23 protein-coding genes and 1 pseudogene are annotated in these 22,124 nt (G+C 49.7%); 3 read left to right on the top strand and 21 right to left on the bottom strand.

The window, feature by feature from the left end; translation table 11 throughout:
* Positions 1 to 42: 42 nt before the first annotated feature.
* Positions 43 to 801 carry an arginyltransferase gene (locus tag AB1K62_RS05215; protein WP_367001827.1) on the top strand — a complete coding sequence of 253 codons (759 nt, stop codon included), beginning with the start codon at positions 43 to 45 and terminating at the stop codon, positions 799 to 801.
* Between the two features lie 53 nt (positions 802 to 854).
* On the opposite strand, the gene AB1K62_RS05210 is transcribed toward AB1K62_RS05215, so the two are convergent.
* From AB1K62_RS05210 to arfB, 3 genes and pseudogenes are all read right to left on the bottom strand, one after another.
* Positions 855 to 1,487: a hypothetical protein gene (locus AB1K62_RS05210; RefSeq protein WP_367001826.1), complete on the bottom strand. Its 633-nt coding sequence runs from the start codon at positions 1,485 to 1,487 to the stop codon at positions 855 to 857.
* A gap of 159 nt (positions 1,488 to 1,646) precedes the next feature.
* Positions 1,647 to 2,133: pseudogene (locus AB1K62_RS05205) on the bottom strand (GAF domain-containing protein).
* A 109-nt stretch (positions 2,134 to 2,242) separates the two neighbouring features.
* The gene (arfB, locus tag AB1K62_RS05200; RefSeq protein WP_367001824.1) at positions 2,243 to 2,644 is read right to left on the bottom strand and encodes an alternative ribosome rescue aminoacyl-tRNA hydrolase ArfB; all 402 of its coding nucleotides are present in this window, start codon (positions 2,642 to 2,644) and stop codon (positions 2,243 to 2,245) included.
* Positions 2,645 to 2,994: 350 nt separating this feature from the next.
* Between arfB and ctrA the strand changes: the two genes are divergently transcribed.
* Positions 2,995 to 3,702 (top strand): response regulator transcription factor CtrA, encoded by a 708-nt coding sequence (ctrA, locus tag AB1K62_RS05195; RefSeq protein ID WP_367001823.1) that lies wholly within the window; start codon positions 2,995 to 2,997, stop codon positions 3,700 to 3,702.
* Between the two features lie 102 nt (positions 3,703 to 3,804).
* Here ctrA and AB1K62_RS05190 read toward each other — a convergent pair whose 3' ends face one another.
* The 5 genes from AB1K62_RS05190 to AB1K62_RS05170 all read right to left on the bottom strand — a co-directional run bounded on the left by AB1K62_RS05190 (position 3,805) and on the right by AB1K62_RS05170 (position 8,155).
* On the bottom strand, positions 3,805 to 4,578 hold the full coding sequence (locus AB1K62_RS05190) for a metallophosphoesterase family protein (protein ID WP_367001821.1): 774 nt from the start codon (positions 4,576 to 4,578) through the stop codon (positions 3,805 to 3,807).
* 124 nt (positions 4,579 to 4,702) lie between these two features.
* Positions 4,703 to 5,884 (bottom strand): saccharopine dehydrogenase NADP-binding domain-containing protein, encoded by a 1,182-nt coding sequence (locus tag AB1K62_RS05185; protein WP_367001819.1) that lies wholly within the window; start codon positions 5,882 to 5,884, stop codon positions 4,703 to 4,705.
* A gap of 405 nt (positions 5,885 to 6,289) precedes the next feature.
* On the bottom strand, positions 6,290 to 6,844 hold the full coding sequence (gene dcd, locus AB1K62_RS05180; RefSeq protein ID WP_367001817.1) for a dCTP deaminase: 555 nt from the start codon (positions 6,842 to 6,844) through the stop codon (positions 6,290 to 6,292).
* 56 nt (positions 6,845 to 6,900) lie between these two features.
* The gene (locus tag AB1K62_RS05175; RefSeq protein ID WP_367001816.1) at positions 6,901 to 7,593 is read right to left on the bottom strand and encodes a GH25 family lysozyme; all 693 of its coding nucleotides are present in this window, start codon (positions 7,591 to 7,593) and stop codon (positions 6,901 to 6,903) included.
* Positions 7,594 to 7,672: 79 nt separating this feature from the next.
* Positions 7,673 to 8,155 carry a UPF0262 family protein gene (locus AB1K62_RS05170; RefSeq protein WP_367001814.1) on the bottom strand — a complete coding sequence of 161 codons (483 nt, stop codon included), beginning with the start codon at positions 8,153 to 8,155 and terminating at the stop codon, positions 7,673 to 7,675.
* Between the two features lie 165 nt (positions 8,156 to 8,320).
* Between AB1K62_RS05170 and AB1K62_RS05165 the strand changes: the two genes are divergently transcribed.
* Entirely contained in the window at positions 8,321 to 9,820 is a 1,500-nt protein-coding gene (locus AB1K62_RS05165; protein WP_367001812.1) for a replicative DNA helicase, read from the top strand.
* 34 nt (positions 9,821 to 9,854) lie between these two features.
* Here AB1K62_RS05165 and AB1K62_RS05160 read toward each other — a convergent pair whose 3' ends face one another.
* The 13 genes from AB1K62_RS05160 to astD all read right to left on the bottom strand — a co-directional run bounded on the left by AB1K62_RS05160 (position 9,855) and on the right by astD (position 22,097).
* A complete protein-coding gene (locus AB1K62_RS05160; protein WP_367001810.1) occupies positions 9,855 to 11,333 on the bottom strand; it encodes a hypothetical protein in 1,479 nt (492 codons plus the stop codon).
* A gap of 55 nt (positions 11,334 to 11,388) precedes the next feature.
* Positions 11,389 to 11,841 (bottom strand): hypothetical protein, encoded by a 453-nt coding sequence (locus AB1K62_RS05155; protein ID WP_367001808.1) that lies wholly within the window; start codon positions 11,839 to 11,841, stop codon positions 11,389 to 11,391.
* A 43-nt stretch (positions 11,842 to 11,884) separates the two neighbouring features.
* On the bottom strand, positions 11,885 to 12,595 hold the full coding sequence (locus AB1K62_RS05150; RefSeq protein WP_367001806.1) for a C39 family peptidase: 711 nt from the start codon (positions 12,593 to 12,595) through the stop codon (positions 11,885 to 11,887).
* Positions 12,592 to 13,635, bottom strand: a complete 1,044-nt coding sequence (locus AB1K62_RS05145; RefSeq protein WP_367001805.1) for a hypothetical protein — start codon at positions 13,633 to 13,635, stop codon at positions 12,592 to 12,594. Before AB1K62_RS05145 ends, AB1K62_RS05150 begins: the two co-directional genes overlap by 4 nt.
* A 61-nt stretch (positions 13,636 to 13,696) precedes the next feature.
* On the bottom strand, positions 13,697 to 14,572 hold the full coding sequence (locus tag AB1K62_RS05140; protein WP_367001803.1) for a hypothetical protein: 876 nt from the start codon (positions 14,570 to 14,572) through the stop codon (positions 13,697 to 13,699).
* 24 nt (positions 14,573 to 14,596) lie between these two features.
* Entirely contained in the window at positions 14,597 to 15,469 is an 873-nt protein-coding gene (locus AB1K62_RS05135; RefSeq protein WP_367001801.1) for a hypothetical protein, read from the bottom strand.
* Positions 15,470 to 15,623: 154 nt separating this feature from the next.
* A complete protein-coding gene (locus tag AB1K62_RS05130; protein ID WP_367001799.1) occupies positions 15,624 to 16,346 on the bottom strand; it encodes a Crp/Fnr family transcriptional regulator in 723 nt (240 codons plus the stop codon).
* A gap of 292 nt (positions 16,347 to 16,638) precedes the next feature.
* A complete protein-coding gene (locus AB1K62_RS05125; RefSeq protein ID WP_367001796.1) occupies positions 16,639 to 17,418 on the bottom strand; it encodes a phosphoadenylyl-sulfate reductase in 780 nt (259 codons plus the stop codon).
* Positions 17,411 to 17,836, bottom strand: coding sequence for a DUF934 domain-containing protein (locus AB1K62_RS05120; RefSeq protein WP_367001793.1), 426 nt, complete (start codon positions 17,834 to 17,836; stop codon positions 17,411 to 17,413). Before AB1K62_RS05120 ends, AB1K62_RS05125 begins: the two co-directional genes overlap by 8 nt.
* Positions 17,829 to 19,463 carry a nitrite/sulfite reductase gene (locus AB1K62_RS05115; protein WP_367001790.1) on the bottom strand — a complete coding sequence of 545 codons (1,635 nt, stop codon included), beginning with the start codon at positions 19,461 to 19,463 and terminating at the stop codon, positions 17,829 to 17,831. Before AB1K62_RS05115 ends, AB1K62_RS05120 begins: the two co-directional genes overlap by 8 nt.
* Positions 19,464 to 19,479: 16 nt before the next feature.
* On the bottom strand, positions 19,480 to 19,776 hold the full coding sequence (locus AB1K62_RS05110; RefSeq protein ID WP_367001787.1) for a DUF2849 domain-containing protein: 297 nt from the start codon (positions 19,774 to 19,776) through the stop codon (positions 19,480 to 19,482).
* Positions 19,773 to 20,579 carry a uroporphyrinogen-III C-methyltransferase gene (gene cobA / locus AB1K62_RS05105; RefSeq protein WP_367001784.1) on the bottom strand — a complete coding sequence of 269 codons (807 nt, stop codon included), beginning with the start codon at positions 20,577 to 20,579 and terminating at the stop codon, positions 19,773 to 19,775. Before cobA ends, AB1K62_RS05110 begins: the two co-directional genes overlap by 4 nt.
* A gap of 66 nt (positions 20,580 to 20,645) precedes the next feature.
* Positions 20,646 to 22,097 (bottom strand): succinylglutamate-semialdehyde dehydrogenase, encoded by a 1,452-nt coding sequence (astD, locus tag AB1K62_RS05100; RefSeq protein ID WP_367001781.1) that lies wholly within the window; start codon positions 22,095 to 22,097, stop codon positions 20,646 to 20,648.
* Positions 22,098 to 22,124: the final 27 nt, after the last annotated feature.

The following is a 22,124-nucleotide window of genomic DNA, read 5'->3' as shown; positions in this document are numbered from 1 at the left end:
AGATTCATCGATTCTTAACCTTGTAGATTGAGGTATATATCTGTGACCGCACCGGTTCGTTTTCCACGATTTTTTGTCACGAACCCTAGTCCGTGCCCGTATCTGCCGGGCAAAAGCGAGCGGAAAGTTTTTACCGAACTAAATGGCCCGCATACAGATGAATTGAATGACGCATTGGGCCGTATAGGGTTTCGCCGTAGTCAGAATGTCGCTTACAGACCAAGCTGTCTTGATTGCAAAGCCTGCGTTTCTGTGCGTGTTGTGGCTGATGAATTTCGTCCAAATGCCACGCAACGAAAATTGATGAGGCGTAATCAGGATCTGGTGGTCGAGGCCTGTCAGCCCTGGGCGACGGAAGAGCAATTTGCGCTATTGCAGGACTATCTCTCGAAGCGGCATCCCGGCGGAGGGATGACGGAAATGGATGAGATGGACTATTCCGACATGGTCGAACAGTCTCCAGTCAAAAGCTATGTCATTGAATATCGTGAACCACCGGTAAACGGGGTTAAAGGCCGGTTGGTCGGTGCATGCTTAAGTGACCAGCAGGGTGATGGTCTTTCGATGATTTACAGTTTTTTCGATGCAAACCATCCTAGTCGTAGCGGCCTTGGCAATTATATTATTATTGACCATATATTGCGCGCTCGCAAAGCAGCATTGCCATATGTTTATTTGGGCTATTGGGTCAATGGATCAAGCCGGATGGAGTATAAGGTCCGGTTTCAGCCGCTAGAGCAATTAGGCCCTGATGGATGGCACCGGTTTGATGCTAAACAGGTAGCGCTTCAGCACAGTTGATAGCCGTCAATATTTTAGAAAACCGCGATCAGTCCTAAAGTTTTCTGACCAGCCTATTCTTCGTAGTAGGTTGTGGTTGTACTTGTTGGTGCCGTTTCAATCACGATCGTAGTAACCGGATATTGATAATAGGCAGGATAATAGTAACCACCATTCCAGCCATTAGGGTGTCGTGTCTGAGGCTGATACTGTGGTCCGTAGTGATATTGAGGATATTTATGATATTCTGACGGGCGGGCTGGAACCCGATACTCGGCATTTGGCGCGCGGGAATATTGGTGATGCTCATAGTTACTACCCGCTTCTTCGGCTGAGCTATCCAAATATGTATCATCAGCATAGCTGACACCTGTTTGGGCAGCATTAGTGCCTATGAAAGTGCCAGTATATTGTCCTTCATACACGGTGCCCTGAGCATCCCGGTAAGTGCCTTGCCATTGACCCTGGTATGAGCCGTCTTCGCGATATGCTCCGATCCAATCACCTTGATAAGTTGACGATCCGCGTATACCCGGATGGCTTGCGAAAACGCGATCCTCGTTCATCAGAATGCTGTCGTCATAATCTGCGCGATAACGGTCAGGTCCGGCAGGGGAAGCAGTTGCGGTGGATGATTCGGGGGCAGCTGCTGTTACTGGTGTTATCGCCAGTGCGCCAGCCAAGCCGGTGAGCATAAGGGTTCTCATAGTTAACAACTCCCGTTCTGGAACATGCCACCAATATGATCTACTATTGATGATTAACAAGAAACTAACATTATTCGCGCTGTATAGCTATTAACAGATAGTAAAATACGACTATTCTTGTAAACTGTCTCGTAATGGGGCGATATGATGTATGGTCGATTAACCAAGCCTATTAGTAATTGCAGCAATCAAGGATGCCAGACCGCTTTTCATCCGCTGACGAAAAGCGGTCTGGTGATGGGCTGTCTAGGTCAAGGACGGCGATTACTTTTCCTGCTTTGCTGACCGGTACAACCAGCTCGCTTCGGCTTGCTGCGTCGCAGGCAATATGGCCCGGGAATGCGTTGACATCGGCTACCCGTTGCACTTCGTTTGTCGCTGCTGCGACCCCGCAGACACCTTTACCGATCGCAATCCGGATGCAGGCAGCTTTCCCTTGGAATGGACCGAGAACCAGTTCATCATCCAGCACCCGGTAGAAACCGGCCCAATTCAGATCGGGTATATACTGCCAAATTAGTGCAGCGATATTGGCCATATTGGCAATGGCATCGGGCTCACCATCCGTCAGCGCACACGCTGCGGCGGTTAAATCGTCATATAAGATGTCGGGTGATTGTACTGAGGAGATGGAAAAATCATACATAGGGCAGATCACCTTATCGGGAAGGAGCTTATTTAATATAGAGATGACACATAAGACGACAGCAATTACTTTGTGTCGATAAACTCATATTTTGCCAAGCACTATAAGTTCAGTCCAGCTTTGGCTTGCTACGCATTTTTTTGATGCCGGATTTCTTCTTTTTGGAATCCACCCGCCTTGCCTTTGCGGCGCGGCTTGGCTTTGTTTTTACCCGGCGGGCATCGCGCTGATGCGCTTCGACGAGCATTTCTTCCACTCGTTTGCGCGCTTCTTCGCGATTGGCTTCCCGCGTGCGATGTTGCCGGACGGTTATTATTAACTCACCACCGCTCGTCATCTTACGTCCAGCCAGCTCACGCAATTTGCGAAACGCAAAAGGTGGTAAGCGCAATGCATAAATATTAACGCGCATCTGCACGGCTGTCTCGACCTTGTTAACATTTTGCCCACCTGGTCCAGAGGCCGCGAGGAAGCTTTCGCTGATTGCTGTTTCTGGAATATCAAACGCCATAATCTGTCTCTAGTCTATCAGGGACATAACGCATAGGGGGCGCAAAATGGAGAATATCAGAGGAAATAAGCTGGCCGAAAATGTCAATTTTTAAGGCGGAATTGGATTTTCGACCAGTTTTAGACTGTTTGTCCCGAAAAATATTAATTTATTTTTGTAGCAGTCATAATGACGTGAAATGACTCATTTCTGCGGCTTACAGAGTCTGAAGCCGTCTTGCGACTCGCCTTATATCCTGTCTTAATCTAAAATTAACCTTTTACGTTCATCTGTCTTATGGTTAATAAATATAACAGGGGCATCGGGATTTACTCGTTGCGAATGCATTAAATAACAAAAGGGGCTTCCCAATGCGTGTGCTGCTTATTGAAGATGAGCCAACAACAGCAAAAGCAATTGAGCTGATGCTTACGACCGAAGGCTTTAACGTATACACAACGGATCTGGGTGAAGAGGGCCTCGATCTTGGCAAGCTGTATGACTATGATATCATATGCCTCGATCTAAATCTGCCTGATATGCACGGCTATGACGTGCTGAAAAAACTGCGCGTTGCGAAAGTGCAGACGCCAGTTCTTATTCTTTCCGGTATCAGCGAGATGGATAGCAAAGTGCGTTCCTTTGGCTTTGGTGCCGATGATTATGTGACCAAGCCTTTCCATCGGGATGAGCTTGTTGCCCGTATTCATGCTGTTGTGCGCCGGTCCAAGGGGCACTCGCAATCGGTTATCCGCACTGGCAAGCTTGCGGTGAACCTTGATGCGAAAACCGTAGAAGTTGATGGCAACCGCGTTCACCTTACCGGCAAGGAATATGCGATGCTTGAATTGCTCTCCCTGCGTAAGGGGACGACCCTGACCAAGGAAATGTTCCTCAACCATCTTTACGGCGGTATGGATGAGCCGGAACTGAAAATTATCGACGTGTTTATTTGTAAGCTTCGTAAAAAATTGTCGCTGGCTTGCGGCGGTGAAAACTATATCGAAACCGTGTGGGGGCGCGGATATGTTCTGCGCGATATGGAAGAAGAAGCCGGGTCAGAGGTGCAGGTCGCTTAAGATTTACTCGTTGTCTGCCATTGCTAGGACAGCGTTTCGCCTGAAAGCCTATTTCACTACCCAAAACTAACTTTCGGCGGATCCCGTTAGGGTTCCGCCATTTTATTGTGGGGCGGAGGTATCAAGATACCAGCGTTGATCAGCCTCCAGCGCCAGCGCGGTTAGCTTTTCAGTATAATAAGCTCCGGTATCAATCCCGATCCTGTTACTTTTCTCCACGACATCGCCATTGATCGTATGGCCATAGACGATGACTTTTTCATGCGGCTCTTTTGCGGATAGAAATTCTTCCCTTATCCAGCGCAAATCCTTTGGCTTTTGCTCTTCGAGAGACAGGCCGGGGCGGATTCCGGCATGCACGAACGCATAATCCCCGATAGTGATCTGATCCTCAAAACTTTTGACAAAATCAATGTGGCTAGCCGGAATAAGGTCCGGCAAACGCACCGCCAGAGCAGCGCTGTCGAGGTTCATATATTCCTGCATGCTGATTTCATAACTTAATATCGTTTCTTTTCCGCCGATACGGGTGAAAAAGCGGGTGGCTTTTTCGTTGCCGCTTGCAGCTTGCAGAAAAACTTCTTCATGATTGCCCATCAGGAAACGGACATTGCCCAGTTTCTGTTTAAGCTGCATCGCGGTTTCAAGAACGCCGGAGCTGTCCGGGCCGCGATCAATAAGGTCGCCGAGGAAGATTATTTCGGTTTCCGATTTGCCGCGTGCGGTATCATCATCAATAATTTTCCCGATCAGCTGTTGCAGCAAATCGTTGCGGCCATGCACATCACCAATGGCATAAACACGGCGCCCTTCCGGTACAGTCGCTTTATCCAGAGGACGGGATCGGGATTTCTTTTTGAACAGGCTCTTTAACATAGTGCCAACGAACTTTTTCCATTTTATGTTTCAAGCATGTGCGCGCACTTTTGCATTTATCCGCATATCAGTGCGAGCCGGCTGCTCCATATAGTGATTTAATATGAATGGGAAATTTAGGAGGCTAGTTTTCAATGGTGAAACTCAAACCTGCATTTTTTTCCAGTCTTTTGGTCAATTTCTCACCCATTAATGCACCGGGGGTCCAAATACCGCCGCCATAGGCATTGCCGTCCAACGCAATACATAATGCGGATTCGGCAATCATTTTGGATGTTGAGCCATAGCCGGGGTCTTTGTCCCCTTTGACGCAAAGGCTTGCGCTATTACCATCTGCCGTTTCCCCAAGGAATAACAGGTCGTAATAGCCATTCTCCCGTTGTTCAGGGGTCGGGCCTTCGCCCGGTTTGGGCGCATCATCGCCACCTAGCGGATTGGCTTTGGCTATCATTTCTGCTGCTTGCTTGCCGATGTCACCGGGGCTGGTGACGATCATTTCGTCATATTTGAAATCTTTGCCATAGGGAAAGTCGAGTAGATAATTTGTACGGTGGACATTTTTTGTATTGATCGTCGCCATGATGAACGGCGCGACCCAGCTATTCAGAGCCTTATCCTTTTTGGGTATTAGCATATTTGGCTGATCCGGCCCTTCAAATCCGGGCGTGAGGCCAAAGCTGCTTGTCAGGATTTTAACCAGCGACGGGTCCTTCGCAACCGCCTTCATCGTTTCTTTCAGGCTGGCCGCAGTACCACCAGAGAAAGTGCCCTCCATAGCGCGAACACGGCCCTTGATACGGGTAGCGGGTTTGCCGAAGCGTTTTTCCATTTCCTTCTGCAACATCAACACGCCCAGATCAAAGGGGATGGAGTCAAAGCCGCAAGAAAAACAAATTTGCGCTCCGGATTTTTCGGCAGCGTCCTGATGCTCGTCAATTTTTTGACGCATCCAGCCGGGTTCACCGCACAGATCGACATAATGCGTCCCGTTTTTGACACAGGCAGCGACAAGTTCGTCACCATATAATTGATAAGGTCCGACTGTAGTCAGGATTACGGCGGCGCGGCTCGCCATCATGTCGAGGGATGCCGGATCATTGGAATCTGCGACAACCAGTGGGGTTTCCTCCGGTATGCCGATAAGATTGCGGACCTCTTTCAGCTTTTCCATTGAGCGTCCGGCCATAGCCCATTTGGGCGCTTCGGGACCAAGACCATATTGTTGAGACATATATTCGGCTACCAGACGGCCAGTATAGCCGGTTGCGCCATAGATGATGAGATCAAATTCGCGTGCGTCGGCCATGATATATTTCTCCTGATTATAGCTTCCGGTTTTATTCCCGGTTATCGCGCAATTTAGGCTTAAAGAGTTAGTGAAACAAGCCGCTGTTTATCCCTGAGCGGATATTATGTTTTCGTGCCTTTTCTGCAAAAAACATGCTGTTAATTTGAGCACCCTTTGCCCTAAGTTCAGTAAGTTCACACCAAGGAAGGTTTATTTTCCCTCAATTCCGGTTTTTTTGCGAAAGATTTCCAACAATTGTCCAACATCTCTCGGGAAGAAAAAAATACACCCTTCGCCGTTAAAAATAAGCGGGTGGTGTAACATCTGTCTTACCGGGAAAGCGCTCCATCTATCATGTGCGCCGCTCTGTAGGAAAGCACTTAGTGAGTGAGATGCTGGTATTAGGGTAATACCCAAGGGCAATTAAAGTTTCGGCAGGGTCACACCTTGCTGGCCCATATATTTGCCTGCCCGATCAGCATAGCTTGTTTCACACGGTTCATTGCCTTTCAAAAACAGAAACTGGCATGCCCCTTCATTGGCGTATATTTTTGCGGGCAGGGGCGTGGTGTTGGAAAACTCCAGCGTCACATGACCTTCCCAGCCCGGTTCAAGCGGGGTTACATTTACGATGATACCGCAGCGGGCATAGGTCGATTTTCCAAGGCAGATGACCAGAACATCACGCGGGATACGGAAATATTCCACTGTCCGCGCCAAAGCAAAGCTGTTGGGCGGAATGATGCAACAATCGGTTTTGCGGTCAATCAGACTGTCTGCATCGAAATTTTTCGGATCAACGACAGCGCTATTCACGTTGGTAAAAATCTTGAACTCATCGGCCACTCGCGCATCATAACCATAAGATGACAGACCATAGCTGATACAGCCGTCACGCTTTTGGCCTTCAACAAATGGTTCGATCATTTTATTCGTTTGGGCTTCTTCGCGAATCCATCTGTCAGACAATATGCTCATATTTTTCTTTCTTCGGGCGTTAGAACGTCTTGTGGCAAGGCTTCATGCCAGCAAGCTCACGGGCGCACAACATTCCAGTTAACCGGACCATCAATACCACTGACACGGCGCATGTCCGATGCGCGCCACATCACCCATGGCTTGGCTGCATAATCCGGGGGAAAGAAGTTTTTTTCCAGCCAGAATGTGCGATTAAGGCCACTGCTGATATTATATTCTTCTTCAAATTCTTCGGATACAGCGATGACGGCGGGTTTTCCGCTATGTCCTTCGATCTGGTTCAGGAAAGTATTCAACTCGCTCAGCAACAATGCGCGTCCGGGGCGATCCTCGCACGGATTATCAAATGTCAACCGGACCGTAGGGGGCAGGATGTTCTTGTCGCGGGGAACTGTTGTCACAAATAATGCTGCCTGGTCATTGGCGGAGCCGCAAAGATTATATGAGTGAACAGCGCCATAGCGGATACCCGCTTCACGCGCGCCTTTGATATTTTCAGCAAAAAGCGGATCGCGTTTTTTCGCTCCATTGGTGGCGCGGATATAGGCAAAATCGACACCGGTAGCACCGGCAATATGCCATATAATCTCGCCGTTGCCGGCATCCACCGAAATGCCCTGAACGGGATATTGATTGCGCGGTGGTGCCCATCCGATCGCTATATTACGCACGACAAAGGCAATGATGAGCAGCGCAGCGATGATCAGGCCCACCTGCAGCACGGTTTTTTTCCTGTTCTGCTTGGCCACTCTGTTTCCCTGATGCACGACGGTACGAAAATATTTGTTCAATTATGAAGAAGTTGAAACACAGCCGAAAGAGAATCGGCTAGTTCTTGATATGTAATACGCATATCAAAGTGAAGAGGCGACGAGCGGTTTTGAAATCAACTTCGATTTTGCCGTCAAGCCGTTCGGTGAGCAATTCTGCTCCATGGTCATGCACTCCGCGCCGGGCCATATCTATGGTTTCTATTTCCTGCGCCGTGGCCTTGCGAATGGCTTGATAATAGCTGTCACAAATTGCGAAATAATCGCGGATAGGACGCCGGAACCGGCCAAGTGCAAGGATAAGGGTCTCCAGCGGGTCGCCGTTTTCACGCGCGATGGAAATGACCAGCCGGCCTTCCTGAACGCTAAGATGCAGATTATAGGGACCGGCGTAACCATCCTCATGCTCGCGCAGCGGCTTAAAGTGGTTTTCTTCGATCAGGTCAAAGATCGCAATACGCCGTTCTTGTTCAATATCGGCATTGCGCCACAATATTGTCGCTTCGTCGAGTTCGACATTTATGATGCGAGGATCGGCCATGCATGCTCTGTTGCCGCAGCGCCGAGGTAAGAACAAGTTATTTTGCAGTGCAGCAGGAAAACAAAATAATTATCCACAAGGCTATCCCCATCAATGTCCACATTTGTTTAGCAAATTTTAGGGAACGGGCTTGCTCTGAATCGCTTCTGCGTGGATGATAAGGGCATGGCCCAATTAGTTCGTTTTGATGCAGTCGAAGAAGAGACCCAGCGCCTGCCGCGCAATGTTGAGGCAGAGGCCACGTTTCTGGGCGCGTTGCTGATCGACAACCGTGTAGCAGAGGATGTGCAGATAAAACTGCGTCCTGAACATTTCTACGAACCACTGCATGGCCGCATTTACGAGCAAGCCTTGAAGTTACTCGACCGCAATATGGTCGTCACGCCGGTCACGCTAAAACCTTATTTTGAAGCCGATGAAGCGATGAAGGTTCTGGGCGGGCCGTCCTATCTCGCCAAGCTGACCGGAGATGGCGCCGGTTTGATCGGTGCGCGGGACTTTGCCGACCAGATTTATGATCTGGCGCTGTTGCGGGAATTGGTCAGCGTTGGCCGGACTTTAGTTGATAATGCACTGGATACCAGCGAAACCGTTGACCCCAAGACACAGATTGAAAATGCGGAATCGGCACTTTACCGCGTATCGGAAGGCGAAGCGCAGGAAGGCGGCGTTAAATCTTTCCTGGCTGCATCGACCGAAGCGCTGAGCAATGTCGAGCGCGCATTTAACAGCGGCGGTAAAGTATCGGGTATCACTACGGGCCTAACTGATCTTAACGCCAAAATGGGCGGCCTCCACCGTTCGGATTTGCTTATTCTGGCAGGGCGGCCCGGCATGGGTAAGACTTCACTGGCAACCAATATTGCGTTTAACGCCGCGAACCGGTTTCGCCGCGATATGCAGGATGGCATTGAACCGGAAGATTCGCTTGGCGCCAAAACCGCTTTTTTCAGCCTTGAAATGTCCGCGGATCAATTGGCGACCAGAATATTGTCCGAGCAAGCGGAAATAAGTTCCGAAAAACTCCGCATGGGTTCTATTAGCCGCGATGAAATGCACCGTTTGGCGCTGGCATCGCGTGAATTGCAGGATTTGCCGCTATACATTGATGACACACCGGCGCTGACCATTGCAGCCTTACGGACCCGCGCGCGGCGGTTGCAGCGGCGCAGCGGTATTAATTTGATCGTCGTCGATTATCTTCAGCTTCTTCAAGGTTCGGGCCGGGCCAGTGATAACCGGGTGAACGAGATTTCCGAAATTAGCCGGGGTCTTAAAACTTTGGCCAAAGAATTAAATTGTCCGGTGATTGCGCTGTCCCAGCTTAGCCGCCAAGTGGAAAGCCGCGAAGATAAGCGCCCACAGCTTTCGGATTTGCGTGAATCCGGTTCGATCGAGCAGGATGCCGATATTGTGATGTTCATTTACCGCGATGAATATTATCACCTTGCCGTGAAACCCGATGATCCGGATGAACATTCGACCGAGGAACAAAAGGCCAAATATCTGGCTTGGGAAACCGAACATCAAAGCAAAGTTGGCAAGGCCACAGTTATCGTTGCGAAAAACCGTCAGGGTTCAACCGGCAATATCCAGCTCAGCTTCCTGAGCGAATTTACCAAATTCGGCGATCTGGCCTTTGGCGACGGACCTGAAGAATATTAAGCGCTTCGCAAGGCTTATATGGTCTTTTGCATCGTTAGAATATGATCGGTAGTCGCACGGAAAATGTGAAGTCGGGCGATTCATCAGTCAAACCGTTTGCTGCTGAAAACACCAGCGACATTTTATCGGTCAAGCCAATGGATGTGCCCAGCGATAACCGTGCATCATGGGTTCCCGATCCGGGTATTTTTACGCCGTTGGACCGGGTCGCAAAACGCTGTTTGTCGAGGAAAGAGAAGTTCATCGACACTCGCTCGTTAATGGACATATTCATACCTGTGAAAAATTCAAAACCGTGGCCCGGCTCAATCAACCCGAACTCGTCAAACCGCCGTTTGAATGTGTAGTTAAAGCTACCGCCTGCAAACAGGACCACAGGATCAATAGGCCAGACAAATGTTACGCCCGGTGAGATTGTGTAAAAACCGGAACCCGTTGGCGCTGCGGTTAAAATGCGTTCGGGGCTATCTTCTTCGGGGGCAATGCGCTCGATTTCAAACGCGCTTTTGCCAGTAGGAAATTCTGCTTGTAACCGGAAGATGGTTGCAGGACGCCAGCCTCTAGCCGCGAACGGCTGCCAGGCGAGGGTCAAACCAACATCGCCAAGACCATTTCCTGTAATACGCCGCTCGGTAGCATCACCAGTGCCAATTCCGGTTGTCTCTGTATCGTTACGGTAGACATAGGGAACCCGCACATCGACCTGCACTCTTCTGGCCAGACCATAGCGGGCGGTTAGTGCGCCGGTGATGATGTCACGGTTCACATCATCCACTCGTATGGAGCCAATGACAATGGCGTTAAAGATTGAAAAGCCGCTGATATTGACGCGGTCGCTGGAAATGGAAGTGTAATCTATACTCGGCTCCAGCTGGAATTTCCCGGCCGGTAATAATACGCCGCCTTGGTCGAGGAGAAGCTGATCGACGGCCTTGTCCGATTGCGGACGATCTTCACTATCCGCCTGACCTGATGCGGTGCTATTATCTGACGGCACAGGCTGGGCAGGGAGGTCTTGTCTGGTTTGCTCTTGTGGCAACTGTGGCTGCGGAGACAATTGCACAGTTTGAAACCGCCCGGACTGCGGGAGGGTCCGGTCGATTGCATCCCATTTTCCCTGCCCAGCAAGTGCGACCCGCAGCCTTTTCGTTTCGAGCATCTGGTCTTGGAGTCCGCGGCCTTGCTCTGCGATGACTTGCGCTTGTCGTTCTATAATACGTTGCTGGTTTTCCAATTGAGTGGCCTGAGCATCCAATCGCGCTTCCAGTTCGTTTAACCGGTATTCCAGCTTGATATTCCGATGCTTTTCGGGCGCTGCTTCACTATCGTATTGAGGATCATCACTATCCTCTATAACCGGTATTTCCCCCCTGTTGTTCTTTGCCATTGCGGATTGTAACGGCACGACTGAATAAGCCAGAGTGCCGATAATCACCGATATATATCCTAGATGAAAATAGTTGTTCACATCATTTGATGCACTCATCCCCGGTGTAATTCTTGTATTCTTCATCTTTTCACACTCCCGCTATGACGATGATTAGAAATTTATTATGTGTCGGTTATCTTCAAAAACCGAATGCAGACCCGTTTGTGATACCGCTTGTATCTGCTATGCCGCCTTCCAGAATATAGACGTTCAGCGTCAGATTATTGTTCACGATATTATTATTGCCGACAATCGATGCAAATTGAACAAAGCCGCCGGTATTGGGCAGGCTTGCCAAACCAACATCCAGGCTGACCAGATCAGAAGATTGCGAATTGATGTTAACGCCGGGGGGTAAATCGCCGCTCAGGCTGGAAATGTCACCATAGCCGGAAAGGCTGAACAATATTCCGCCATAGCCTCCTCGCGTTTCGCCCAGTTCTGTATCCGACATAGCACGCATATCATCGGGTGCTCCGGCAAAACTCAGCGCGGCAAGCGTGCCTGTGTTTGCAGTAGCTCCGCTAGCTGCGACCAATAAAAAGCCGCAAAAACTGATTTTGGCCAGGGATTGTAACTTTATCATGGTCATGGTCCGTCTCCTTTCGAATAATGTGGTTTTGTGTATTATTGTTCTAAAATTCCCCCGGTAATTTTATTTCTCTTGCGCCCAGAGCGACGCTGATCGACCTCAGGTCTGATGGCCGCGCGAGTATTGTGGGATCTTCCATGAAAACCGGCTGCGGCGCTGTGCCTTGCTTGACTACGGCCAGAATGATCCCGTTCCATTGGCTGGCAAAGGCTTCCATCGTCGGGCGTGTGTTGCCAAAAGCAGGGTCGGCGATCAGGACACGGCCATTATGTACGCGCTTTATGACCACAAAATGGTTGTAGCCGCGTACATTGACCAGTGCGATGACTGGCACTTTCAGATTGACGAGCTTCTCTACGGATTTCATTTCGAAGCCACCGGCAATAAAGCCTTGTGTTTCCAGATAGCGCTTCAGTTCCAGAAGCGAAAAACCCTGCGCTGCAATTTTCTTTTGTGCTTCTTCGGGTACGCCCTCAAAAATCGAGTTGATAATTGTTCTTTCATCTCTGGGCATATCATATGCATAGGTGAGCAGGGTAGCTACAGCAGCAGCGCCGCAGCTTAGATCCTGTGACTGGCGAGTCATATTACGAAAGCGCATATCCGCCAGTGATGTTACATTAACTCTGATCTGTCCTGTGCCCGCCAACGGTATCGGGAGGGATTGTGCATGAGCAAGCGAGCCGACACAAAGGCAGGCTGTGATATACAGCGAGCCTGTTTTCATAACCCGCGTAGATGTCAGCCAACTCATAATCCGCCACCTGGAATATGTGTCATGGATATACTCATGCTATTCGTGGTTTGATTGGCATGACCGGAAACCTGTGAAACCTGAGCGATACCGGCAAAGCCGTCGAACGATCCGGCAAGGGTCGTGCTGCCGTTATTGTCGCTGTTATTTTCTTCTAAACTTGTAGGTGCTGGATGAACTGTGCCGAGGCCGTTATCTGAAATAGCCTGTGCATCCGCATAGTCTCCCAAAGCTATAGCCAGTAGATTGGATTGCAGGTTGCCGCCGCCGCTGGCTTGATTAACCTGTGCCAGGCCACCCATATTATTAAAGCTGTCCATGAGGGAAACCGGGCCTGCATTTGCGGCATAGACCTCGTTTTGCGATGATATGTCACCATTATCGCTTGATCCTACAACATCGGCAAGCGCCACGCCGCTTGGTGCCGCTGCGACGGCGATTATATTTTCTTGAATACCGCCGTTACCCGACACCTGATTTAGCGCGAAAATACCGCTCGAATTATTGCCGACATTGGTAATTGTGCTGGTGGCTAAGATGTTATCAAATGTTGCCGGGTTAGTCTGGCTGACCATTGCCGATCCGGTTGCGGAGGCGACAGCAAGATTATCTCTTTCTCTTACTATTGCCAGCGCTGCGATGTTCGCTTGTGAAGACCCTGTTGCAGATGACTGGTTGACCGCAGTAACACCGGATGATGCGTTTCCAACATCGGCCATAACTGCACTTGCATTGATACTTGCGTTGCTGTGCGAATTATCCGTGGCGCGTTGAGATGAAGTGGCATCCGATAAAGCAGCGCCATTGTTCGTAACGACGCTGGCTGCAAAAATATTATCCTGCTGCGTTAAATCAGCTGCGGATTGGTTGAGCTGGAATATACCGCTACTTTCATTACCTGATCCGGATGTCTGTGCATCAGGCTGTATAGCCTCAAGGTCTTCATCGGGACTATTGACTTGCGCTATTGCAGGGGGCGTTTGCAATATTAACGCTAATGTAACGGTCCCGATGAAGGAAAGGTTAGTGCATTTTATCATTATATTTCCGCCGTTAGGGAAAGCGGTTGGATTGATAACCGCTTTCCCGCCTAGCTATGCCTTATTGACCAAGGCCAACGGCGCTGCTCAGAGCAGCCACCGAGATAACCGTTGCCTGATTGTTAAAGGCGCCGGTTGCTTGATTGACATTGGTCACACCAGAGTTGCCATTCATGGAATTAGCCACGATAGCCGTTTTCAGTGTGTTCACGTCTAACAGCGTGTTACCACTGTTTTCCTGACCCAGGCCGGCATCTGACAGAGCGACAAGCGCGTTATCACCGACAGCTGCTGACAGGACATTATGCTGGTTATTTGCATTACCAACATTCTGGTTGCCCTGAACAATACCGGTATTCCCGTTATAGGAATTGGTAATTCTCGCTGTCAGGTCAAATTCAAAGTCACCGTCAAGAGTAACATTGCCTTGGTTATCAACCAGCCCTTCGAGGTTGTCGAAGCCTTCCTGGTGAGTGGCGCTACTATCGGTTATTCTCTGGTCGGCATAAGCTTCGGACATTACGACCTGACTATCTTCCTCTCCAGAGAAAACCACGGCAGCAGAGACTACGTTACCCTGATTGGTCGTTTGACCTGCATCCTGGTTGAACTGCACAATGCCGGTGTTTTCATTAACCGATTCATTTGTCCGGGCTTCCTTGTCGATATCTTCGTCCGTGACACCTTCTTCAATCGGTCCGATTTCAACACTATCGATTGTTGCATTAACAACAGCGTCTGATTGCGCTGAGCCATCAAGCTCAGCATCAAAAACAACGTCTACATCGACATTCTTGTCTTTGAACGTGTCAACGTCAATTACTATGTCTTTGTTGACATCAACGGTTCCTACTACTTGAACATCCGCCATCGCGGGCGTCGCAAGGCCAGCCGACAGGATCAGTGCCAGGGCTGAAATTTTTACTGTATGAGTCATTTCCTTGTCCTCCTTGGACATGATTTAGTTAGAGAATGTTGGCAGATCGGAACCGACGGCGGCTATCGAAACGATATTTGCCTGGTTCGACATGTTACCGACGGACTGGTTTACACCGACAATACCGGTGTTTCCGTTCAGCGAGTTGTTTACCGTGGCAATTTTATTGATACCAAACGGGTTCTCGGGGTCGCTGGATTCCTGAACGATATTATTAGCGTTCACCTGACCAAGGTCTGCTTCGGAAATGGCCACTCCATTGTCATCAAGCGCAAATGCCAGTGACAGAATATTGACCTGATTGGCCATGTTGCCGGTGGCCTGGTTGCCGTAAACAAGGCCGGCATTCGTGTTAAAAGAGTTACGAATATCGGCGCTGCGGAACAACACATTGACGGTTTCGACAAGGTTACCACCATCCGCATAACTGCCGCCTTCACCGGCTAGGGCATCGGGTGTGCCATTGCGTTGATCTGCTGCGGCAAGTGATTCTGCAAACCCGCTATTTCCGGGAACATCCGGATCATCATTGTCTGCATCAATCGCAACACTGATCAAGGAACCCTGGTTATTGAGGTTGCCGCCAGCTTGGTTCAAGGAGACAATACCTTCATTGTCGGATGCGGAGTTACGGATGAAATCCTCTTTTTCCGCACAATTGGTGCAGGCCTCGTTGTCATAATTGCTCTGGTTCGCAATAGCTGTGGATTCAGCAAATTTTTCTGCGTCTAGATTGACATCAACTTCCAATAGAACATCAGTATCGACGTCTATTGTTTCGAAAACATCAATAGTTTTGGTGAGGTCGATCTCGCCAATGACCGTTACATCAGCCATGGCTGGTGCAGAAATGCCCAGCGCGATTGTCGCCGCTCCGGCGAGTAATTTATGAGTCATGATTTCTCTCCATCTCTCTGTTTTGCCCCTTAATTAAGGAGTGGTAATAAGATGAACTAACCAGTAATTTTTACAATATTAGGATTCTATTAATCTCTCATAAATATATTAAACTATATATAGCTGTGTAATTTAAGAATATCTTATATTATATTTAGTGACGGTGAGTTAATTCTTTAACTGCATTAAGATCGCAAATCTCAATCTCACCTTTTACTAATTTTATCAGGCCATCCGCTTTCATTTTTTTAAGAATTTGGTTAAAATAAACGGGGGTTACGCCGATAGCTGCGGCCAGATCGACCTGACGGATTTTGATGCGATTATCCACACGAGTCGGTTGATTAATTTCTGACGGAAGATTGTTGCCGTTATGTACGGCAAGAAGGATATAGGCCACGCGGGCGGACCCCTGGCGGCACATGATGTTGCTAAGCCCTCTATATGCACGTATCAGCGCGGCATTCATAACTTCCCCAACAGCATGATATAGCTGCGGTTCAGATAATAATATCCGCCGAAAGCTCTCGGTCGATAATATATGCATACTAACGTTAGAGAGGCATTGTGCGGAATGACTGGCATTTGTGCCAAAACTGCCAGCATCCATAATTATGGAGTTTTTGAATTGAAAATCAAAGATCTGTCGGTGGTCATTCGGGCAGAGATGGACAATGGCGACGCAGCCTTCATCAATATAGTAGATATTGCCTACATTCTCTCCTTGCCGAAAGAGATAATCGCCACGGTGTCTTACGGTCGCCACGCCCTCATCATGGATATAGGATTTTAGTTTTTGGGTCAGCACGCTAGACTGATAAAAGCCATTTTCCGTGTCGAAAGATAATTGCTGCTGCGATACCGACATATGGTTCATAAAGGCCTCCGAGACCAGATATCTGCTTCTCACAGATTGTCTGGGACATGGCGACCCCTATTATTTCATACATCTTGCGAGCCGTTTCGTCGGCTTCTGATGCAATTTCTTTAACAAGTTAAGCTACGAGATTAACTATAGTTTGTCAATGTTGGCTGTTGAGGGCATTAGCAAAGAGCGTGAGCCTGTTTCAATATAGAACAGGTATCCCAGAACGCCACTGGCAATAGTTTCAGGCTCAATAGCTATAGAAATAGCTAGATTATAGCCGCGTCAAATGTTGTGCCGTGGACTAAAAAATCGGATCATTAGGACTATCATCATCCTCTGAAAGCGGGGTCACTTCATTATGGATGCCGCATTCTGTTTTATCCCATCCGCGCCAGCGTCCCGCGCGGGGGTCTTCACCAGGTTTGACCTTGGATGTGCAGGGCGCACAGCCGACAGATAAATAGCCTTCTGCCTCCAACGGGTGCCGGGGTAACTTATGTTCTTCAAAATAGGCTTCGAGATCATCTTTAACCCAGTCGCCAAGCGGATTGATTTTCAAACGGCCGTCTTCGACTTCGAAACGTGGCAGGTTTTGACGGGTCACGGACTGGAATGCCTTGCGCCCCGAAATCCAGCTATTCAAACCGGATTTGGCACGCGCCAAAGGCTCTACCTTACGGATTTCACAGCACCCATCAGGATCAAAAGACCAACGCAGGCCATTTTCATCTTTTTCAGCAAGAACTACCGGGTCCGGCTGCACAACATTGGCATTTTTAATCCCCAATGTGCGGATCAGCATGTCGCGATAGGTCAGCGTTTCAGGAAACATTTTCAATGTATCGACAAATGTTACCGGAATGGACGGGTCTGCCTCTGCTACCAGATGCAATAAGACCGCGCTTTCGGTCCCGAACGAAGAGACAACGGCGGTTTCGCCAAGATTGCCTTCCTCAAACAGCGCTTTTAACAAAGCAGAGGCATGAACACCTTCAAACCGTGCATTTAATGCATCGGCATCGGCTTGTGTAAAATCCGGACGGGCATCAATAACATCTATTGCGCGCGCTGGTTCACTCATGACGCAATTTCCAAATAGGCACGGCATCATCAGCGGCCGATTGATAGACATATTCGTAACGGTTCAGCGACTTTTCGACGACTTCCGGATCAAGCGGGCTATTGGGCGCAAAGCTGTCAAAGCCACAGCGGCGCATGTGCCAGATCTGATCGACCAGAACATCTCCGACAGCGCGGATTTCGCCCTTGTAACCGGATTCGCGCAATATCCGTGCTGAGCTATATCCGCGCCCGTCACGAAACCGCGGAAAATCAATCACTACCAATTGTAACCGGTCAAGATAAGGCAGTAGGTCACGGGCATCGTCGCCAGCTTCGATAAGCACCGCACTGGAATTGCTCTGCTCGGAAAAAGCAGAGATGGTAACCACCGGTTCCATCGGGGCATCATCATCCCGGTATCGTAAAATATCAGTCATAGAGAGCCTCCTTGAACGGAGCCATTCCGACACGGCGATAGGTGTCAAGAAAACGTTCCCCGTCTTCGCGTAATTCGCGATATTTAGTGATTGTCGTTTCAACAGCATCGACGATACCGTCCTCATCAAAACCGGGGCCGGTTATTTTGGCAAGGCTGGCATCTTCGGCTCCGGAGCCGCCAAGCAGAAGCTGGTAGTTTTCAGTGCCTTTGCGATCAACGCCCAATATTCCGATATGTCCGACATGATGATGTCCGCACGCGTTAATACAGCCGGAAATTTTCAGTTTTAATTCGCCCAGATCGCGTTGTCCTTGGGGATCGGAAAAGCGCTCGGCAATTTTCTGTGCGACCGGGATCGAGCGTGCGTTTGCAAGGGTGCAATAATCCAGCCCGGGGCAAGCAATAATGTCGCTGATAAGATCAAGATTTGCAGGAGCAAGACCAGCGGCATCAAGCTTTTGCCAAAGCGCATATAGATCAGATTTTTTGACGTGCGGAAACACAAGATTTTGTGCGTGGGTCACGCGCAATTCATCGAAACTATATTGTTCGGCCAGATCCGCAATCAGGTCCATCTGCTCAGCGGTCGCATCGCCCGGAATACCCTTGTCCGGTTTCAGACTGATATTCACAATGGCATAGCCCGGCTGCTTATGTTGCTTGATATTCTGATCTACCCAGATTTTGAAATCGGGATCGCTAAAGTCAATTTCGTCCTTTGCGTTCTGGTCAAAAGCGGGCGGTTCGAAATAGGTGGCAATCCGATCCAGTTCCTTTTGCGGTATGTCCGAGGCATTGGGCAGAATAGCCTGCCATTCGGATTCTACCTGCTCTGTAAATTTCTCGGCGCCCCATTGATGGACAAGGATTTTAATGCGCTGTTTATGGATATTGTCGCGCCGCGCCCAGCGGTTCCACACACGCAGCACCGCCTCTGTATAGCTGAACATATGATTCACGGGCAGAAATTCGCGGATCAGCGGGGCTACAAATGGCGTCCGGCCCATGCCGCCGCCGACATAAACTTCAAAGCCCAGTTCGCCAGCGTCATTGCGTATCAGTTTGAAGCCCAGATCATGGGACCGCATTGCAGCGCGATCTTCGTCGCTGGCGATTACCGCAATCTTGAATTTGCGGGGCATGTAGCTGAATTCAGGATGAAAGCTGGTCGCTTGCCGGATTAGCTCCGCATAGGGACGCGGATCTATAAGTTCATCGGCGGCGGCACCGGCATATTGGTCTGCCGAAACGTTACGGATGCTTTCACCGCTTGTCTGGATCGCGTGCATTTCAACGGTCGCCAATTCCGCGAGAATATCAGCCGCCTGTTCGAGCTTGATCCAGTGATACTGGATATTCTGCCGCGTGGTGAAATGGCCATATCCGCGGTCATATTTTCTTGCGATCTCGGCAAGTTTACGTAACTGGCGGGAGCTAAGCGTGCCATAAGGTATGGCAACGCGCAGCATATAGGCATGCAGTTGCAGATAGAGGCCGTTTTTCAAACGCAATGGTTTGAACTGGTCCTCCGTCAGTTCGCCCGCTATCCGGCGGTTTGCCTGGTCACGAAATTCGTCAACCCGTGCGTCGACCATGGCCTGGTCATATTTGTCATATTGATACATCGTTATATTACCTAAATTATATTACCCAGTTCCCGGCTTCAGGATCGGCTGGCTTTAATGTAAGATCGGGTCTGACTGTTGGTCCCAATGCACGAACCCGGTCCTTGATATGGGCAGGGCGTGGACCGTCTTCAGTTGCTTCAGCGTTAATCGCATAAGACGAGTTCACTTTGCGCGTGGCTTCTTCTCTTTGCAAAATGGCTTCATAATTATCGCCGACGTCAACAGCATCTTCTACATGGCGGGACCAGTCGCTTCCGGTCCACCAAATTACATCGCCTGTCTTGAGGTCATTTCCGGTTAATATCTTCAAAATTCTACTCCTGCCATTTGGGCATATTCAATAAACTTGTCTTCTGCATCGCCATAACGGGCCACTTCGCCAACCACCAAGAGCGCAGGGCTTTTAACATTTTCACGCTGCACCAGATCACCAAGGTCAGTGAGAAGTGTCTGAAGCGCACGAAAATTATCGCGCGTGCCGTTTTCCAGCACTGCCACTGGAATATCTGGTGAGGCACCATCCGCAATCAGTTTTTCGACAATGGCTTCGGCATTTGCAACGCCCATGTAAATAACCAGTGTCCGGCCTTTGCCCACCAATCCGGACCAGTTTTGATCAGACAGGCCTTTGCATTGCCCCGCTACGAAAGAAACCGCACTGGACGCATCACGATGGGTCAATGGCATTCTGGCCTGTGCTGCACAGCCAAGCGCTGCGCTGATACCGGGGACAACCTCAACCTGGATGCCCGCTTTAATACAATCGCTGGCTTCTTCACCACCGCGGCCAAAAATAAAGGGATCTCCGCCTTTTAAGCGCACGACCTTATGGCCTTTGCGCGCCTCGGAAATCAGCAGGGCGTTTATGGCCTCTTGTTTCATACTGTGACGGGAGCGCTGTTTGGCAACAGATATTCGTTTGGTGGTCGCCGGAGCCATGGCCAGTATATCCATGCTGACCAAGCCGTCATGAACAATGATGTCCGCTTCGGACAGGAGCCGGGCAGCGCGCAACGTCAATAGTTCGGGGTCACCCGGGCCTGCGCCGACTAGATAGACTCTACCGTCATTACGCGGCGACAGACGCCGAGATGGCAATTCATAATTTTTCATGGGCCCGATATGCAGCGATAGTCGGCCCTTTTCAAAGCAGAAGTTTTTTGGGTAGCCTAAGTTATACTATTGACCAGCAGAAGAAGCCTCATCTTCGGCATCGCCACTATCTTCATCTTTCAAGCCAATTCCGATAGATGCTTTTGCTTGATCCGCTTCCATGGAAACGACCGGATAAGCGCAATAATCTGCAGCATAATAAGCACTTGGCCGGTGATTTCCAGACAGGCCTACGCCGCCAAACGGGGCTTCGGAAGATGCGCCAACGGTCATTTTGTTCCAATTGACAATACCAGCGCGGCTATGGGACCAGAATTGATTAAATTGATCCGCGCTTCCACCGATTAGCGCAGCTGATAATCCGTATCGCGTGTTATTTGCCTCTGCGATGGCCTCTTCAAAGTTACTGACGCGAATAATTTGTAAGATCGGGCCAAATAGCTCAATGTCGGGACGTTCGGCCATGCTGGTGACATCAATTATTCCCGGAGTAAGAAACGGGCGATTTTCTATTGGTCGCGCCATATGTTTGACCGGGCGGCCACCGTGGCTCATTAACGCAAGAAAGCTCTCGGTCAGGCCGTCTGCTACGTCATTGTCGATGACCGGCCCCATGAACGGGGCAGGGGTGCTGAACGGGCCGTCAATGATCAGACGGTCAGCGATGCGTTTTACTTCGCGAACCACGCGGTCATACAGGCTATCCTTGACGATCATGCGGCTTGCAGCGGAACAGCGTTGCCCTGCGGTCAGAAAAGCGGATTGCACGACCAGAACGGCGGCACTGTGAATGTCACCGGTATCCCAGACAATTATCGGATTATTGCCGCCCATTTCCAAAGCCAATATCTTGTCCGGACGGCTGGCAAACTGACGGTTGAGCGCAACGCCGGTTTGTGCTGATCCGGTGAATAAAAGACCGTCTATATCGTCATTAGCTGCCAGATTTTTTCCAGTATCCGGCCCGCCTTGCAATATATTGAACACGCCATCAGGCACACCTGATTTCTGTAAAATATCAAATAGAAACTGTCCGACAGCCGGGGTTTTTTCGGACGGTTTAAACACGATAGTATTGCCAGCGATCAGGGCCGGGACAATATGTCCATTGGGCAAATGCGCGGGGAAGTTATAAGGACCAAGAACAGCCAGTACGCCATGGGGTTTATGACGAAGAGCCGCGCGCATATCTGCCGGACTGGATAGCTTGCGCTGCGGAGTACGCTCGGCAAAGGCTGTGACCGAAATATCGACTTTCTTGATCACCGACTCTACTTCGGTATGGGATTCCCAGATCGGTTTGCCCGTTTCGCGTGAAATAAGTTCCGCAAATTCATCTGCGTGCTGACGAACGCGATTGGCATATCTGCGTACCACTTCGATACGCTTCATAACCGGAAGCGCAGCCCAGCTTGGCCAAGCGGCGCGTGCATTGGCCACAGCAGCATCGGCATCACCGGCTTCGCCTCTCCACAAAATTTCGCCAGTCGCTGGTTCAGTTGATATGAGTTCAGTCAAAAATCATTCCAATGTTTTAATTCGCGC

It is taken from the genome of Parasphingorhabdus sp. JC815 (assembly GCF_040717415.1).
GTDB lineage: Bacteria > Pseudomonadota > Alphaproteobacteria > Sphingomonadales > Sphingomonadaceae > Parasphingorhabdus.
The sequence above is the reverse complement of the archived record's forward strand: the minus strand, read 5'-3'. Positions and strand labels throughout refer to the sequence as shown.

Bases quoted from the DNA above. Each gene is read 5' to 3' on its own strand.
- AB1K62_RS05210 (WP_367001826.1), bottom strand. From the start codon at position 1,487: ATGAGAACCCTTATGCTCACCGGCTTGGCTGGCGCACTGGCGATAACA.
- arfB (WP_367001824.1), bottom strand. From the start codon at position 2,644: ATGGCGTTTGATATTCCAGAAACAGCAATCAGCGAAAGCTTCCTCGCG.
- ctrA (WP_367001823.1), top strand. From the start codon at position 2,995: ATGCGTGTGCTGCTTATTGAAGATGAGCCAACAACAGCAAAAGCAATT.
- AB1K62_RS05190 (WP_367001821.1), bottom strand. From the start codon at position 4,578: ATGTTAAAGAGCCTGTTCAAAAAGAAATCCCGATCCCGTCCTCTGGAT.
- AB1K62_RS05185 (WP_367001819.1), bottom strand. From the start codon at position 5,884: ATGGCCGACGCACGCGAATTTGATCTCATCATCTATGGCGCAACCGGC.
- dcd (WP_367001817.1), bottom strand. From the start codon at position 6,844: ATGAGCATATTGTCTGACAGATGGATTCGCGAAGAAGCCCAAACGAAT.
- AB1K62_RS05170 (WP_367001814.1), bottom strand. From the start codon at position 8,155: ATGGCCGATCCTCGCATCATAAATGTCGAACTCGACGAAGCGACAATA.
- AB1K62_RS05165 (WP_367001812.1), top strand. From the start codon at position 8,321: ATGGCCCAATTAGTTCGTTTTGATGCAGTCGAAGAAGAGACCCAGCGC.
- AB1K62_RS05160 (WP_367001810.1), bottom strand. From the start codon at position 11,333: ATGAAGAATACAAGAATTACACCGGGGATGAGTGCATCAAATGATGTG.
- AB1K62_RS05155 (WP_367001808.1), bottom strand. From the start codon at position 11,841: ATGACCATGATAAAGTTACAATCCCTGGCCAAAATCAGTTTTTGCGGC.
- AB1K62_RS05150 (WP_367001806.1), bottom strand. From the start codon at position 12,595: ATGAGTTGGCTGACATCTACGCGGGTTATGAAAACAGGCTCGCTGTAT.
- AB1K62_RS05145 (WP_367001805.1), bottom strand. From the start codon at position 13,635: ATGATAAAATGCACTAACCTTTCCTTCATCGGGACCGTTACATTAGCG.
- AB1K62_RS05140 (WP_367001803.1), bottom strand. From the start codon at position 14,572: ATGACTCATACAGTAAAAATTTCAGCCCTGGCACTGATCCTGTCGGCT.
- AB1K62_RS05135 (WP_367001801.1), bottom strand. From the start codon at position 15,469: ATGACTCATAAATTACTCGCCGGAGCGGCGACAATCGCGCTGGGCATT.
- AB1K62_RS05130 (WP_367001799.1), bottom strand. From the start codon at position 16,346: ATGAACCATATGTCGGTATCGCAGCAGCAATTATCTTTCGACACGGAA.
- AB1K62_RS05125 (WP_367001796.1), bottom strand. From the start codon at position 17,418: ATGAGTGAACCAGCGCGCGCAATAGATGTTATTGATGCCCGTCCGGAT.
- AB1K62_RS05120 (WP_367001793.1), bottom strand. From the start codon at position 17,836: ATGACTGATATTTTACGATACCGGGATGATGATGCCCCGATGGAACCG.
- AB1K62_RS05115 (WP_367001790.1), bottom strand. From the start codon at position 19,463: ATGTATCAATATGACAAATATGACCAGGCCATGGTCGACGCACGGGTT.
- cobA (WP_367001784.1), bottom strand. From the start codon at position 20,579: ATGAAAAATTATGAATTGCCATCTCGGCGTCTGTCGCCGCGTAATGAC.